Origin of the sequence: Arsenicicoccus piscis, assembly GCF_022568835.1 — a bacterium.
Taxonomy (GTDB): domain Bacteria; phylum Actinomycetota; class Actinomycetes; order Actinomycetales; family Dermatophilaceae; genus Arsenicicoccus; species Arsenicicoccus piscis.
The window spans coordinates 336,839-351,427 of the sequence record NZ_JAKZHV010000001.1; the positions used below are offsets into that span (position 1 = coordinate 336,839).

Annotated in this window: 10 protein-coding genes, 3 tRNA genes and 1 pseudogene; 7 read left to right on the plus strand and 7 right to left on the minus strand. The window is 70.6% G+C overall.

Annotated features, from left to right (window positions below):
• Positions 1-130 precede the first annotated feature (130 nt).
• The 3 genes from MM440_RS01565 to MM440_RS01575 all read right to left on the minus strand — a co-directional run bounded on the left by MM440_RS01565 (position 131) and on the right by MM440_RS01575 (position 2,214).
• Positions 131-218 (minus strand) — tRNA-Ser (locus tag MM440_RS01565).
• An 85-nt stretch (positions 219-303) separates the two neighbouring features.
• Positions 304-1,839 (minus strand): LCP family protein, encoded by a 1,536-nt coding sequence (locus MM440_RS01570; RefSeq protein ID WP_241441440.1) that lies wholly within the window; start codon positions 1,837-1,839, stop codon positions 304-306.
• Between the two features lie 171 nt (positions 1,840-2,010).
• The gene (locus MM440_RS01575) at positions 2,011-2,214 is read right to left on the minus strand and encodes a cold-shock protein (RefSeq protein ID WP_241441441.1); all 204 of its coding nucleotides are present in this window, start codon (positions 2,212-2,214) and stop codon (positions 2,011-2,013) included.
• Between the two features lie 304 nt (positions 2,215-2,518).
• Here MM440_RS01575 and MM440_RS01580 point away from each other — a divergent pair.
• From MM440_RS01580 to MM440_RS01590, 3 genes are all read left to right on the plus strand, one after another.
• A tRNA-Ser gene (locus tag MM440_RS01580) sits at positions 2,519-2,607 on the plus strand.
• Between the two features lie 154 nt (positions 2,608-2,761).
• Positions 2,762-3,013 carry a hypothetical protein gene (locus MM440_RS01585; RefSeq protein ID WP_241441442.1) on the plus strand — a complete coding sequence of 84 codons (252 nt, stop codon included), beginning with the start codon at positions 2,762-2,764 and terminating at the stop codon, positions 3,011-3,013.
• 56 nt (positions 3,014-3,069) lie between these two features.
• Positions 3,070-3,516: a hypothetical protein gene (locus MM440_RS01590; protein WP_241441443.1), complete on the plus strand. Its 447-nt coding sequence runs from the start codon at positions 3,070-3,072 to the stop codon at positions 3,514-3,516.
• A gap of 135 nt (positions 3,517-3,651) precedes the next feature.
• On the opposite strand, the gene cysE is transcribed toward MM440_RS01590, so the two are convergent.
• The gene (gene cysE / locus MM440_RS01595) at positions 3,652-4,209 is read right to left on the minus strand and encodes a serine O-acetyltransferase (RefSeq protein ID WP_241441728.1); all 558 of its coding nucleotides are present in this window, start codon (positions 4,207-4,209) and stop codon (positions 3,652-3,654) included.
• Positions 4,210-4,313: 104 nt separating this feature from the next.
• Positions 4,314-5,249, minus strand: a complete 936-nt coding sequence (gene cysK / locus MM440_RS01600; RefSeq protein WP_241441444.1) for a cysteine synthase A — start codon at positions 5,247-5,249, stop codon at positions 4,314-4,316.
• Between the two features lie 176 nt (positions 5,250-5,425).
• Between cysK and MM440_RS01605 the strand changes: the two genes are divergently transcribed.
• On the plus strand, positions 5,426-8,167 hold the full coding sequence (locus MM440_RS01605) for a (Fe-S)-binding protein (RefSeq protein ID WP_241441445.1): 2,742 nt from the start codon (positions 5,426-5,428) through the stop codon (positions 8,165-8,167).
• A gap of 70 nt (positions 8,168-8,237) precedes the next feature.
• Here the strand turns inward: MM440_RS01605 and MM440_RS01610 are convergent, their stop codons facing one another.
• Complete coding sequence (locus MM440_RS01610; RefSeq protein WP_241441446.1) at positions 8,238-8,678, minus strand: universal stress protein; 441 nt, start codon at positions 8,676-8,678, stop codon at positions 8,238-8,240.
• Between the two features lie 289 nt (positions 8,679-8,967).
• Positions 8,968-9,545: pseudogene (gene dcd / locus MM440_RS01615) on the minus strand (dCTP deaminase).
• Between the two features lie 89 nt (positions 9,546-9,634).
• Here dcd and MM440_RS01620 point away from each other — a divergent pair.
• The 3 genes from MM440_RS01620 to MM440_RS01630 all read left to right on the plus strand — a co-directional run bounded on the left by MM440_RS01620 (position 9,635) and on the right by MM440_RS01630 (position 14,407).
• A tRNA-Gly gene (locus MM440_RS01620) sits at positions 9,635-9,708 on the plus strand.
• A 139-nt stretch (positions 9,709-9,847) separates the two neighbouring features.
• On the plus strand, positions 9,848-12,424 hold the full coding sequence (locus tag MM440_RS01625) for a putative bifunctional diguanylate cyclase/phosphodiesterase (protein ID WP_241441447.1): 2,577 nt from the start codon (positions 9,848-9,850) through the stop codon (positions 12,422-12,424).
• A gap of 117 nt (positions 12,425-12,541) precedes the next feature.
• Positions 12,542-14,407, plus strand: a complete 1,866-nt coding sequence (locus MM440_RS01630; RefSeq protein WP_241441448.1) for an acyl-CoA dehydrogenase — start codon at positions 12,542-12,544, stop codon at positions 14,405-14,407.
• Positions 14,408-14,589: the final 182 nt, after the last annotated feature.

A 14,589-nucleotide genomic window follows, 5' to 3' on the forward strand; every position in this document is an offset into this window, starting at 1 on the left:
AGCCGCCACCGCGTGAGCACCGACCCCGACACCGACCTGACACCGGCCCCGACACGGACCGCAGCGGACACAGCCGAGGCCCGCACCGACGGATCGGTGCGGGCCTCGTGATGTCGAGGACATCTGGCGGCGGAGGTGGCGGGATTTGAACCCGCGAGAGGTTTTCAACCTCAACCCGCTTAGCAGGCGGGCGCACTAGGCCACTATGCGACACCTCCAGTGCTCGGTCGCGCGCGCAGGGCGGCGCAGACCAACCTGCGCAAGGCTACCGGGCTGCGTCACGAGTCACCAAACGAAGCAGCCTCAGCCCGTGCCGGTGTCGGAGCACACGGCCTCGTCCGCCGAGCTGGCGGAGATCGTCGCGCTCGACGTCGGTGTCGGTGCCGTGAGCGGCTGGGCGGGCAGCGGCGCGGTGCCGGTGCGGTTGGGCACCGCCACGACCGCCTTCGCACCCTGCCCGACGGTGACGCGGATCGGGCTGCCCGCAGCCCCGTCGGCCTTGAGCGTCGCCCCCGGGAACGCCGCCGCCACCGTCCGGGCCGCCTCCAGCTGCGCCGCGGTGTGGTGGACGACGACGCCGGTGATGTGGGTCGTCGTGCTGGTCACCGCACCGACCTGGAAGCCCTGCACCCGCAGCGCCTGCGCGACCTGCCCGCCGTAGCCCGTGAGGCCGGCCGCGTTCTCGACGGCGACGCCGATGGTGGCGGGCGAGACGGTGAGCGGGGCGGCCGTCGTGGGCGTCGGGCTCGGGGTGGGGCTGCTCGTCGCTCCGCTGCCCCACGGGCGGTCGGCCGCGATGAGCGACCACACCTTCTCGGCCGCCGGCAGCAGCTCGGTCCGGTTGGGGTCCTGCGGCCACGGGCCCGACGGTGCGGTCAGCATGTGCACCGAGCCCGGCTGCAGGCCGCGCAGCTCGTTCGCGAGGCCACCGAGGGCGGTCACGCTGGCCAGGTCGCGATCAGTCGAGAGCGACTTCGTCGCGGCGTCGAGGAAGCTGTAGAGCTTGGCGGGGTTGAGCAGCAGACTGGTCGAGGTGACCTCGCGCATCATCGCGGCGAGGAACGCCTGCTGACGCGACATCCGCTGGGTGTCGCTGCCGTCACCGACGTGCCGCAGGCGGACGAAGGCCAGCGCCTGCTCGCCGTTCAGCCGGGTCGTGCCGGCGGGGAGCTTGAGCCCGCTCAGCTTGTCGTCGACGGCCTTGGTGACGCAGACGGGCACGCTCCCGAGGGCGTTGACCATCGTCTTGAAGCCGTTGAAGTCCAGCGTCAGCACGTGGTCTACGCGGATGCCGGTCTCGGACTCGACCACCTTGACGACGCACGGGACCCCACCGGCCTCGAAGATCGAGTTGAACTGCACCGTGTGCCAGGTCGAGGGGCTGGCCGTGAGGTCCTTGCAGCTGCGCGGCGCCTGGATCATCGTGTCGCGCGGGATCGAGACGATGACGGCGGACTTGCGGTCGGCGGCCAGGTGCACCAGCAACGTGGTGTCGGAGCGGGCGCCGGCGCTGTCGGCCGCGCTGCCGTACTTGTCGGTGCCGAGCTTGGAGCGGTCGTCGATGCCGAGGACCAGCAGGTTCATCGGCGCGAGGTTGGTCGCGGCGTCGGTGGTCGCCGAGCTGGTCGGCCGCGAGCCGAGGCCCTGGTCGAAGCTGATGGCGGTGATGTTGCCGTCGAGCCGGCGCAGGACGCCCCAGGTGGCGCCGAGCGCGAGGACCAGCAGGAGGGCGACGACGTAGGTGGTGCGCCGCAGCAGCGGGTGCCGGTGCGTGCGGACCCTGCGGTGCCGTGGGCCGGACCCCTGCGCTGGCGCCGTAGCGCCTTCACTGTCCGACACCGCGCCGGTCCCCTCTCGTCGTCACCCGCGATCGTGCAGGTCGCAGCGTGTCCACGCAGTGTAGCGAGCGGATGCGCAAGACCCCCGGCACCGTGGGTGCCGGGGGTCTTGCCTGCCTGGGGCCGCGGCCCCTTGGCAAAGTCCTGATGCAGTGATCGGGACGGGATCAGATCAGAGGGGGCGGACCTGGTCAGCCTGCGGGCCCTTGGGGCCCTGGGTGACCTCGAACTCGACCCGCTGCGCCTCGTCGAGCGAACGGTAGCCGTTCGACTGGATGGCGGAGTAGTGAACGAAGACGTCCGGACCGCCGCCGTCCTGGGCGATGAATCCGAAGCCCTTCTCAGCGTTGAACCACTTAACGGTGCCCTGTGCCATGGGTGTAACTCATTTCCTTGCTGGCCGTGGGAGAGCCCACCCATCGTGGGCTCCCGATTGCCTGCCGGAAGCCCACACTGCTCCGGGACATGCCCGGAAGTAGAAAAAGTGCCCGCGCCGCGGGCACTTCATCGTCTTGCGAGGAACTGCTGACTGCAACCACGCACGACGTTATCACCGATCGGCCCCCGAGCCTATGCCGTCAGGTGAACCAACCGTGCCGGAGCTGACCAGCAGGTGGGCCGGGACCTGCTGGGACGCCCGTCCCGGCCACCGGTCGTCGCCGGTAGGCTGGACGGCACCTGGAGGGCTCGCATAGTGGCCTAGTGCGGCGGTCTTGAAAACCGCTATGGGTAACTCCCATCGTGGGTTCGAATCCCACGCCCTCCGCCAGTGCTCCCGCCACGCGTCGGCGCTGCTTCATGGCTTGCCTCAGCGCCGGGTTCGGGTGCTGCATGAGGCACTGCGCCGAGTGAGCCCACACGGACGGGGTAAGGAACGTAGGCTGACCTGAAGGGCAACTCATCCCCCTCACGAAGGAGCTCCCATGGGCTACAAGATCGGATTCCTCGCCGGTGCCGGCGCGGGCTACGTGCTCGGCGCCAAGGCCGGCCGCCAGCGCTACGAGCAGCTGAAGGGTCAGGCCGCGCACGCCTGGAACAGCCCCAGCACGCAGAGCGCGGTCACGAACGCGGCGGACGCACTCAAGGCCAAGGCGCCGTCGGCGGCCCACGGTCTGGTGGACAAGGCCGTCGAGGCTCAGCACCGGGCCGCCACCAAGGCCGACCCCACCAGCTGAGCCCGGGTGGGCGGCAGGCCCACCACCGACCCTCCACACCACGAAAGGAACCCCCTATGCAGACCCGTCTCGGCTTCATCGCCGGTGCCGCGTTCGGTTACGTCCTCGGCGCGCGCGCCGGACGCCAGCGCTACGAGCAGATCAAGAACCGCGCCGAGGCCGCCTGGGCCGACCCGCGCGTGCAGGACCAGGTCGCGACGGCCACCGAGGTCGCCAAGGACAAGGCCGCGCTCGCGTCGAGCGTCGCCAAGGAGAAGGCCGCCGAGGTCGCGGACCTCGCCAAGGAGAAGGCGCCCGAGCTGCAGGCGAAGGTCGCCGACGTCGCCGGCAAGGCCCAGGACAGCGCCAAGAGCGCTACCGAGCAGGCCAAGGCCAAGGTCTCGGGCAACAGCTCGACCGGCTCGAAGCACGACGCGGAGCAGACCGCGGTCGTCCCCGCGCCGCCCGCGGGTGTGCAGCTCGCGGACGCCACCGAGGACATCGACGCCCGGGCCGACGGCTGACAGCAGGTAGCCCACGCGCGCGGCGGCCATCGAGCCGCACGCAGCCGCCGAGCAGCAACGAGCGAGGCCCTGACCGGATCCGGTCAGGGCCTCGCTCGTCGTCGCTGTGCTGGTCCCAGGTGCTGGGGGCAGGTGCTAGATGAAGATCGCCGGGTGCCGGTAGAGCGCCTCGATCGGGTCCTCACCGGGCTCGGGCACCCGGTTGGTGGCCGGGATGCCGGTGGCGACCGCTCCCGCGGGCACCGCCTTCACGACCACGGAGTTCGCACCGACCTGGGCGCCGTCCCCGAGCTCGATGTCGCCGAGCACGCGGGCGCCGCACCCCACGGTGACGTTGTTGCGCAGGGTCGGGTGGCGCTTGCCGCGGTTGAGCGTGCGGCCGCCGAGGTTGACCCCGTTGTAGAGCATGCAGTCGTCGCCGATCTCGGTCGTCTCACCGATGACGACGCCCATGCCGTGATCGATGAAGAAGCGCCGACCGATGGTGGCTCCGGGGTGGATCTCGACGCCGGTGCGGGCGCGGGCCCACTGCGACAGCAGCCGGGCCGTCAGCTGGCGGTCGTGCCGCCACAGCCAGTTGGCCAACCGGTGCACCCAGACGGCGTGCAGGCCGGGCGAGACGAGCGCCATCTGCAGCCGCCCGGTCGCTGCCGGGTCGCGCTCGATCGCGGCGTCGAGATCCTCGAGGACCATGTCGACGGCCTTCGCGGCGATGCGCGGCAGCTGTGGCCGCGCGGCCGTGAGGCTGCCGCGCAGGCGTCGAGCCTCGTCAGGGGTGAAGGTCGTCATGGGACTCCTCAGCCGGCCAGGCCCTCGAACAGGACGGTCGACAGGTAGCGCTCGCCGAACGACGGGATGATGACGACGATCGTCTTGCCCTTGTTCTCGGGGCGGGCGGCGACGAGCGAGGCTGCGTAGAGCGCGGCACCCGAGGACAGGCCGACGAGCAGCCCCTCCTCCGTCGCGGCCTTGCGGGCGAACTCCACCGACTGGTCGATGTTGACGTCGATGACCTCGTCGTAGATGTTGCGGTCCAGGATCTCCGGCACGAAGTTCGCCCCGATGCCCTGGATCTTGTGCGGGCCGGGGGCGCCGCCGTTGAGGATGGCCGACTCGGCCGGCTCCACGGCGATGATCTTGACGTCGGGCTTGCGCTCCTTGAGGACCTGGCCCACACCGGTGATGGTGCCGCCGGTACCGATGCCGGCCACGACGATGTCGACCTGGCCGTCGGTGTCCTTCCAGATCTCCTCCGCGGTCGTCTTGCGGTGGATCTCGGGGTTGGCCGCGTTCGCGAACTGGCGCGCCAGGATGGCGCCGCGCTCGGCGGCGATCTCCTCGGCCTTCTCGACCGCGCCCTTCATGCCGCCGGCACCGGGGGTGAGCACGAGCTCGGCACCGAAGGCCCGCAGCAGCGCCTTGCGCTCGGCGCTCATCGTCTCGGGCATGGTCAGCACGACGTCGTAGCCGCGGGCGGCGCCCACCATGGCCAGCGCGATGCCGGTGTTGCCGGAGGTCGCCTCGACGATGGTGCCGCCCGGCTTGAGCTCGCCGGAGGCCTCGGCCGCGTCGACGATCGCGACGCCGATGCGGTCCTTGACCGAGTTCGCGGGGTTGTAGAACTCGAGCTTGGCAGCAACGGTGGTGCCGCTGTCGGCCGTGTCGATGATGCGGTTGATCCGCACGAGGGGGGTGCGACCGATGAGCTTGGTCACGTCGTCGTAGATGGGCATCCGTGGATCACCTTGTCCTGAAGTCTTGTGCTGAGGTCTGTCACGAAGGTCAACGTGGTTCATCTTATCCATGTTCCAACATCACGTTATAGGTCGGGACGGGTGACGAGGCGATCCCGCTCACATCTCGACCGTGGCGTGGTGCTGGCTGAGCCCGACCTTCGTAGGCTGCCCCCATGTCAGCGCTGCAGATCACTGCCATCGCCTTGTGCTTCACCATCCCGCTGCTCGGGTGGGTGCTGCTCTTCCGGCAGGCGTTCCGGTTCTACCGGCTGTTCACGTCCGGGTCCGCCGACCCGACGCGCACCGACCAGCCGGCGACCCGCACCGTGACGCTGCTGCGCGAGTTCCTCGGGCACACCCGGATGTCCCGGCTGCCGATCGTGTCGATCGCGCACTGGTTCACCGCGCTGTCCTTCCTCATCCTCTTCGCCACCCTGGTCAACGCCTTCTTCCAGCTCATCTGGGCGGACTTCCGGCTGCCGATCATCGGCCACTTCCCGCCGTTCGAGTGGCTCATCGAGACCTTCGCGTGGGGCGGCTTCATCGGCATCATCGTCTTGATCGTGATCCGCCAGCGCGCCCACCCGCGCAGCGCCGACGGGGACCACGGGCGCCGCTCCCGGTTTTACGGATCGACCTGGTGGCAGGCGTACTACGTCGAGTTCACCATCCTCGCCGTCACCATCTGCATCCTCCTGCTGCGCACGCTCGAGGCCGCGCTGCTGTCGCACACCGCCCCGGGCGAGAACCTCGCGCTGCACTTCCCGCTCACGTTGTGGCTCAGCGGGATCTGGAGCGGGCTGTCGGTCGCCTGGATCGAGCAGGCGATCTACCTCGTCGCGATGATCAAGATCCTGGTGTCCTTCGCGTGGATGATCACCATCTCGCTGCAGCCCACGATGGGCGTGGCGTGGCACCGCTTCCTCGCCTTCTTCAACATCTGGTTCAAGCGCAACGCCGACGGCCGTCCCGCGCTCGGTGCCGTCCCTCCGATGCGCGCCGAGGACGGCTCGGTCCTCACCACGGAGGCGCTCGAGGAGATGGAGGAGCTGCCCCGCCTCGGCGTCGGCTCGTCCGAGGACTTCACCTGGAAGCAGCTGCTCGACTTCACGACCTGCACCGAGTGCGGTCGCTGCCAGAGCCAGTGCCCCGCGTGGAACACCGACAAGCCCCTCTCGCCCAAGATGCTCGTGATGACGCTGCGCGACCACGCGCACGCCAAGGCGCCGTGGGCGCTCGCATCCGAGGAGGTGCGCGCCGGGCTCCCCGAGCACACCCGGGCGCTCGCCGAGGTGCCGCTCGTCGGGGCCACCGGCTACGACCCGAGCGCCCCGCTGTCCGCCTACGACGCGCTCGGGCCCAGCGCGGTCGTCGACGCGGACGTCCTCTGGTCGTGCACCACCTGCGGCGCGTGCGTCGAGCAGTGCCCCGTAGACATCGAGCACGTCGACGCGATCGTGGACCTGCGCCGGCACCAGACCCTCATCGAGTCGGCCTTCCCGAGCGAGCTCGGCGGCCTGTTCAAGAACATGGAGTCCAAGGGCAACCCGTGGGGCATGTCCCCCAAGGCGCGCCTGGACTGGGCCAAGGACCTGCCGTTCCCGGTGCGCCAGCTCGGCCAGGAGGTCGAGTCGCTCGACCAGGTCGACTACCTGTTCTGGGTCGGCTGCGCCGGCGCCTACGAGGACCGCGCCAAGAAGACGAGCCGCGCCGTCGCCGAGCTGCTCGACACCGCAGGGGTCACCTTCGCCGTGCTCGGCAACGGCGAGTCCTGCACCGGCGACTCGGCCCGCCGCGCCGGCAACGAGCTGCTCTTCCAGGCGCTCGCGCAGCAGAACGTCGAGACCCTCAACGAGGCCGGCGCCACCCGGATCATCGTCACCTGCGCGCACTGCTTCAACACCTTGAAGAACGAGTACCCCCAGCTCGGTGGCGACTACGAGGTCCTGCACCACACCCAGGTCCTCAACCAGCTGGTCCGCGACAAGCGGCTCGTGCCCGTAGCCCGTCCCGACGAGTCCGTCGGGATGTCTACCGCCAAGAACCCCGCGTCCACCGCCCCCGCCGTGACCTACCACGACCCGTGCTACCTCGGTCGGCACAACCAGGTCTACGCGCCGCCGCGTGAGCTGATCGGCTCGCTGCCCGGCGTCGAGCTGCGCGAGATGCCGCGCCACGGCGAGAAGTCCTTCTGCTGCGGCGCCGGCGGTGCACGCATGTGGATGGAGGAGAAGCTCGGCACCCGCATCAACGTCAACCGCACCGAGGAGGCGCTCGCCACGGGCGCCGAGCGGATCGCTGTCGGCTGCCCCTTCTGCCGCGTCATGCTCTCCGACGGCGTCACCGCCGCCCAGCAGGAGGGCCGCGCCGAGGAGGTCGAGGTCGTCGACGTCGCCCAGATGCTGCTGGCGGCCGTCAACCGCGGCCGTGCGGTGGAAGAGGTTGTCGTCGAGGAGGCTGTGGTCGACGAGACTGTGGTCGAGAACGCTGGGGTCGACGAGGCTGAGGTCGACGAGCCGGTAGCGCCGGTGGCGGCGCCCGCCGCCGAGCGCGCGCCCGCGGTCGCGGCCCCTGCCACCCCGGCTGCCCAGCAGCCCGATGCCGCCGACGAGGTCGCCGACCCGTGGGACGACGAGCCCGATGCTGCTCCGGCACCCGCAGCTCAGGCGAAGGCCGAGCCGGCCGCGGCCGCACCAGCTCCCACCGACGTGGCCGACCCCTGGGACGACGACGAGCCCGCCGCGACCCCGGCATCCGCCGCGAAGACCGAGCCGGCCGCGGCACCGGCTCACACCGAGGTCGCCGATCCCTGGGATGACGACGAGTCATCGGCCACTCCCACGCCCGCAGCCAAGGCCGAGCCGGCACCCACCGCGCCGGCTACCGCCGAGGTGGCCGACCCCTGGGACGACTAGTAGCCGCAGACGACCGAAGGGCCGGATTCCCCCTGGGGGTCCGGCCCTTCGGCTGTCTGTCGGGCGCAGGTCAGAGGGTGGCCTCGACCCGCCCCTTGGTCGCGGTCAGGCGCGGGGGCTTGTCGCCGCGCACAGTGATGACGGCGCAGGACGCGTCGAGCAGGACGTCGCGCGTGGTCCGGGAGACGAACCGCTTCTCGACGTGCTGGCGGTCGGTGACGCCGAGCACGATCAGGTCGGCGGCGACCTCGTTGGCGATGGCGACGACCGCCTCGCCGGGGAACAGGGCCGGGTCGCTGTCCATGATGCGCCAGGTGATGCCGGCCGCCGCGAAGGAGCGGTCCATCTGCAGCAGCTCGTCGGCGGGCAGCTCGACCTCGGTGACGCCGTCGTCGGCGCGGGCGGAGTTCACCACGATCACCTCGGCGTCGTGGCGCACGGCCTCGTCCAACGCGGCAGCCAGGGCGGCATGCCCAGGGGCGGACGCCGCGTACGAGAGAACGATGCGCATCGCTGGCTCCTGTCTGTGCCACCGCGGGCCACTGGCTGGACCTGTCACGCGAGGGCTTGCGGGCCTGAAACCGTAATCCCAACGGTCCGCACCCGCTCGGGGATTGGCGCATCGTCGTTCCCGTTGACACGGTTGCCTACCCCGACCGGCCCAACACGCAACTAGTCGTTACGCGCGAACACATAGAGTCCCCAAGCGCGCGGGCCACCCGAAGATGGTGGCAGCTTGCTGGTCACATCTGACCAGCAGACTGCCACTGTCGTCGAGCCGCGATGGTGCCGCGGAGGTTCTACACCCCGGTGGTGCGGTGGAAGCTCTGGAACGACCGGCTGGCGGTCGGCCCGCGCTGGCCCTGGTAGTGCGAGCCGTACGCGGCCGAGCCGTAGGGGTGCTCGGCCGGGCCGGTCAGGCGCATGAAGCACAGCTGGCCGATCTTCATCCCGGGGTAGAGCAGGATCGGCAGGGTCGCGACTTGCTCAGCTCGAGGGTGACGTGGCCGGAGAAGCCCGGGTCCACGAAGCCGGCGGTGGCGTGCGTCAGCAGCCCGAGGCGGCCGAGCGAGGACTTGCCCTCGACCCGGGCGGCCAGGTCGTCGGGGAGGGTGACCCCCTCGAGGGTGGAGCCCAGGACGAACTCACCGGGGTGGAGCACGAAGCTGTCGGAGGGGTCTACCTCGACCAGGCGGGTCAGCTCGGGCTGCTCCTGCGCGGGGTCGATGACGGCGTACTTGTGGTTGTCGAACAACCGGAAGTAGCGGTCGAGGCGGACGTCCACGCTGGACGGCTGGACCATCGAGGGGTCGTACGGGTCGAGGACGACCCGCCCGCTCTCGATCTCGGCGCGGATGTCTCGGTCGCGAAGCAGCACGCGGCCCACGCTACCGGAGGCGAGCCGGCGTGACCCGGACGTGACGGAGCAGGTATGCTCGTGGCGTTCACCGCCCAGTCGGTGCACTCGCGGGTGTAGTTCAATGGCAGAACATCAGCTTCCCAAGCTGACAGTGCGAGTTCGATTCTCGTCACCCGCTCCAGCAGGCCCCGGACGTCTCGTCCGGGGCCTTGTCGTGGGCCGATGTCGTAGACCGTGTCGCGGGGCGAGCCGGCCGCGCCCGGGGAGAAATATCGTTCAAATGCTCGCCTGGCAGGCGTAGACCTAGGACCATGTGAGGGATGAGCGGAAACCGAGCGTATCTGCCGCTGACTGCGGGTGCGCTCAGTGCTGCGCTCTTCGCCCTCACGGTCGTGCGACCGGAGCTGTTGTCCGGCGCGCTGCTGCTGATGAGCGTGCTGGCCGGGCTGGCCTGCGGCGCGGTCGCGCTGCGTGCCGACTCCCCCAACCAGGCGCCCTGGGCGCTGCTCGGGCTGGGCTACCTCGCCGCGGCCGCCGGCTACGTCACGGCCGGCTCCACCTGGCCGGTCGTCCCCGGTGACGTCGCGCAGCTGCTGTTCGCGGCGTCGGCGCTGCTCGTGCTCACCGCGATCATCGGCTTCGCGACGAGCGACCACGAGGAGTGGACCGCCGCGCTGCTGCACGGCCTGCTGCTCACGACGATCGGGTGGGTCGCGGTGTGGCAGTTCGACCCCCGCCACGCCCTCACCGGCCGGCTGCGCTGGCAGCCTTCCTACGAGATCGTCGACACGCTGGGCGTGGTCGCCGGCATCGTCTCGGTCGGGGTCGGGCTGACGCTCGCGCTGCGGGCGCGCCAGGGGGGCTACCGGCGGGTGGTCATCGGCATCGTCTGGTCCGCCGCTCTCAGCCTGATCGGCACGCTGGCCGCTTACCTGCCGGTCGACCCCGCCGCCTGGGTGCGGGTGAGCGAGTCCGGCTGGCTGCTCAGCGCCATCACCGTGCTGATCGTGGCGGCGGTCGCCACCGGCCTCGGCGAGACCGCACCGCCGGTGACCGTGCTGGACCGGCACCGGGACCTGGTCATCGTCAGCGTGCTCATCTTCGTGCTGCTGGCCGCCCTGGTGCTCACCGCGCGCAGCAGCCTCGACATCGCGACGACCTACGCCCTCACCTTCCTCGTCGGCATGCTGGTCTGCCTGCACCTGGTCGAGAGCAGCATCTCCCGGCGCCTCACCGAGGACCTGCGGCGCCAGGAGCGGCACATGCGTCTGCTCGTCTCGGAGACGCGCGACATCATCGTCGAGCTGGACCGTCAGGGATCGGTGGTCTTCGCCTCCGAGGCCCTGCGCAACATCCTCGGGCGCCGGCTGTCGGACTACCTCGGCCAGCACGTCAGCACGATGATCCCCGACCTGTCCGCCGGGGCGCTCAGCCACCTCGGGTACGTCCCGAACGCCCAGGTCCAACCGACCCTGCGGGTCACCTCCGCGCTCGCGACGCCGCAAGGTGCCGTGGTCCACGCCGAGTCCGTCATCACGCCGCTCTCGACCGGGTTCCTCGTCGCGGTGCGGGACGTGTCCGAGCGGGTCGGCCTGCAGAGCCGGCTGCAGCAGGTGGCCTACCACGACATCCCCTCCGGCCTCGCGAACCGGGCCCGGCTCGACCGCGAGGTGCGCAACCGGCTCTACGAGGCCGCCAGCGGGGAGATCTGCCTGGCTCTGCTGGACCTGACCACGTCCAACCTCGTCGACGAGCCGATCTCGGACGAGACCCGCGACGAGGTGCTGCGCCAGGTCGGTCGGATCCTGCGCAGCGAGGCACGCACCGGTGACACGGTCGCCCGCTTCGGCGACCTGCGCTTCGCCATCCTCTTCGGGCAGGGCACGGACGCCTCCCGGACCATGGCGGAGGCCCAGCGGATCGTGGACGCCGTCAACGCGCCGCGGCTCATGGCGGACATCACGCTGCGCGCCCACGCGGGCGTCGCGGTCGGCAGCCACACGGGGCTCGAGGTCGTGCGCAACGCCGAGCTCGCCCTGCTGCAGGCCCAGCGGAAGGGCACCGGCGCCGTCGTCGCGTTCGAGCCGGGCATGCTCCAGCAGTTCGCCCGGACCCGGGACCTGCGCCGCCGCCTCGCCCGCACCCCGGACGCGGACCGGTGGACCGTGCTCTACCAGCCGGTGATCGACCTCACGAGCGGCGCGGCGACCGGCGTCGAGGCCTTGCTGCGCTGGACCGACCCCGAGGGCGACTTCTTCGGGATCGAGGAGGTGATCCGGCTCGCGGAGGAGTTCGGCTCGATCCTCGCCATCGGCTCGTGGGTCATGGACCAGGCGGTAGCCCAGGCGGCGGCCTGGCTCGAGGAGGGCCTGCCGCTGTCGGTCGCCGTCAACGTCTCCGTGCGCCAGCTCACCGCGCCCGACTTCGCGGACACCGTAGAGCGGGTGCTCGCCGACCACGCGCTGCCGGCGGAGTACCTCGTGATCGAGATCACCGAGACCGTTGTGCTGGAGCAGACCGAGCAGACCATCTCGACCCTCAAGGCCCTGCGCAGCCTCGGCGTGCGGGTGGCGATCGACGACTTCGGCACGGGCTACTCCGGCCTGGCCAACCTGCGCTCCCTGCCGCTCGACATCCTCAAGATCGACCGGTCCTTCATTCAGGGACTCGGCGAGTCCGGCGGCGACGAGGCCGTGGTGGCGGCCGTGACGCGGCTCGGTCGCGAGCTCGGGCTCACCATCACGGCGGAGGGCATCGAGACCCGCGACCAGGAGCGTCGCGCGCGGGCGCTCGGCATCACGGCCGCTCAGGGCTACCTGTTCGCCCGGCCGATCCCCGCCGCCGAGGTCACCGAGCTGATCAAGGCTCGGGGCGAGATCAGCAGCGTCCGTCACTGATCGACTTCCCTGACCCCTCGACTCGGGGTACAGTCGCTGTTGTTACCCGTCAGTAACAACGGGTCGTGCACTGTCTCCCCGGCACCGGAGCCGGAACACAAGGTGGAAGGGACGCCGATGGGCCACTACAAGAGCAATGTCCGTGACCTGGAGTTCAACCTCTTCGAGGTGCTGGGCCGGGACGCGGTCCTCGGCCAGGGCGCCTACGAGGACGTCGACACCGACACGGCACGCGAGATCCTCACCGAGATCGCCCGACTGTCCGAGCACGAGCTCGCCGAGAGCCTGCTCGACTCCGACCGCAACCCCCCGATCTTCGACCCCGAGACCAGCTCGGTGACGTTGCCCGAGTCGTTCAAGAGCTCCTACAAGTCCTACATCGACGCCGAGTGGTGGCGCCTGGACGTCCCCGCCGAGCTGGGCGGCACGGTCGTCCCGCCGTCGCTGCGCTGGGCCGCCGCCGAGCTCGTGCTCGGTGCCAACCCGGCCGTGCACATGTACTCCGCGGGCTACGCCTTCTCCCGCGTGCTCTACGAGCTCGGCACCGAGGCGCAGCGCGAGCTGGCCGCCCAGATGGTCGAGAACCACTGGGGCGCAACGATGGTCCTGACCGAGCCCGACGCCGGGTCCGACGTCGGCGCGGGCCGCACGAAGGCCGTCGACAACGGTGACGGCACCTGGAGCATCAGCGGCGTCAAGCGGTTCATCACCTCCGGCGAGCACGACATGTCCGACAACATCGTCCACTTCGTCCTGGCCCGCCCGGAGGGCGCGAAGGGCGGCACCAAGGGGCTGTCGCTCTTCATCGTCCCGAAGTTCCATGTGCGAGAGGACGGTTCGCTCGGAGACCGCAACGGGGTCTACGTCACGAACGTCGAGCACAAGATGGGCCTGAAGGTCTCCACGACCTGCGAGGTGCGCTTCGGTGAGCAGGAGCCGGCGATCGGCACCCTGCTCGGCGGTGAGCACGACGGCATCGCGCAGATGTTCCGCATCATCGAGAACGCCCGAATGATGGTGGGCACCAAGGCAATTGCTACGCTCTCGGCCGGCTACCTGCAGGCCCGCGACTACGCCTTGGAGCGCGTGCAAGGCGCCGACCTCACCCAGAACGCCAACAAGGAGGCGCCGCGGGTGACGATCATCCACCACCCCGACGTGCGCCGCTCCCTGATGCTGCAGAAGGCCTACGCCGAGGGCATGCGGGCGCTCGTGCTCTACACCGCCACCCAGCAGGACGTCGTGGACCAGCACCAGCGCGAGCACGGCCTCACGCCGCCCGAGCCCGGCTCCCCCGCAGCGATCGCCGAGAAGGTCAACGACCTGCTGCTGCCCATCGTCAAGGGCCTCGGCTCCGAGCGGGCCTGGGTGCTGCTCGGCACCGAGTCGCTGCAGACCTTCGGCGGGTCCGGCTTCCTGCAGGACTTCCCCGTCGAGCAGTACGTCCGCGACGCCAAGATCGACACGCTCTACGAGGGCACCACGGCGATCCAGGGGTTGGACTTCTTCTTCCGCAAGATCGTCCGCGACAAGGGCGAGGCGCTGTCCTGGCTCGCCGGCAAGATCCAGGAGACGGCAGCCCCCCGCGACGGCGACGACTCGCTCGCCCCTGAGCGCCAGCAGCTGGCCAAGGCGCTGGAGGCCGTGCAGGGCATCATCGCCTACCTCGGCGGCGCGGCCTTCAAGTCCGACCCGCGTCAGGGCGGCGACCCGCGCAACCTCTACCTCGTGGGCCAGAACACCTCGCGGCTGCTGCTGGCCGCCGGCGACCTGGTCGTCGGGTGGCTGCTGCTGCAGCAGGCCGAGGTCGCGCAGCGGGCCCTCGCTGCCGGTGCGTCCGCCAAGGACCAGGACTTCTACGCCGGCAAGGTCGCCGCCGCGTCGTTCTACGCCAAGAACGTCCTGCCGCGCCTGCGCTCGGAGCTGGCCATCGCCCAGCTCACCGACAACGCGCTGATGGACGTGCCGGAGGGTGCGTTCTAGCGTCCGGGTTGGTGAGGTAGACCTCGTACGGCGCCTCGGGGCGGCGGGTCCGGCTACGGCCGGGCTCGCCGCCCCGAGGCGTTTCAGCACGATCCGCCGGGCACCCGGGGCAAGGACCCAGGGTCTGCCGGGCCTGAGCTGGTCGGCGTCGAGACGGCAGCTGTCCACGTCAACGCCGTCGA

Coding starts and splice junctions, on each gene's coding strand:
- MM440_RS01585 (WP_241441442.1), top strand. CDS start 2,762: ATGGGCTACAAGATCGGATTCCTCGCCGGTGCCGGCGCGGGCTACGTG.
- MM440_RS01630 (WP_241441448.1), top strand. CDS start 12,542: ATGGGCCACTACAAGAGCAATGTCCGTGACCTGGAGTTCAACCTCTTC.
- MM440_RS01575 (WP_241441441.1), bottom strand. CDS start 2,214: ATGGCACAGGGCACCGTTAAGTGGTTCAACGCTGAGAAGGGCTTCGGA.
- cysE (WP_241441728.1), bottom strand. CDS start 4,209: ATGGTCCTCGAGGATCTCGACGCCGCGATCGAGCGCGACCCGGCAGCG.
- MM440_RS01590 (WP_241441443.1), top strand. CDS start 3,070: ATGCAGACCCGTCTCGGCTTCATCGCCGGTGCCGCGTTCGGTTACGTC.
- MM440_RS01605 (WP_241441445.1), top strand. CDS start 5,426: ATGTCAGCGCTGCAGATCACTGCCATCGCCTTGTGCTTCACCATCCCG.
- MM440_RS01610 (WP_241441446.1), bottom strand. CDS start 8,678: ATGCGCATCGTTCTCTCGTACGCGGCGTCCGCCCCTGGGCATGCCGCC.
- MM440_RS01625 (WP_241441447.1), top strand. CDS start 9,848: ATGAGCGGAAACCGAGCGTATCTGCCGCTGACTGCGGGTGCGCTCAGT.
- cysK (WP_241441444.1), bottom strand. CDS start 5,249: ATGCCCATCTACGACGACGTGACCAAGCTCATCGGTCGCACCCCCCTC.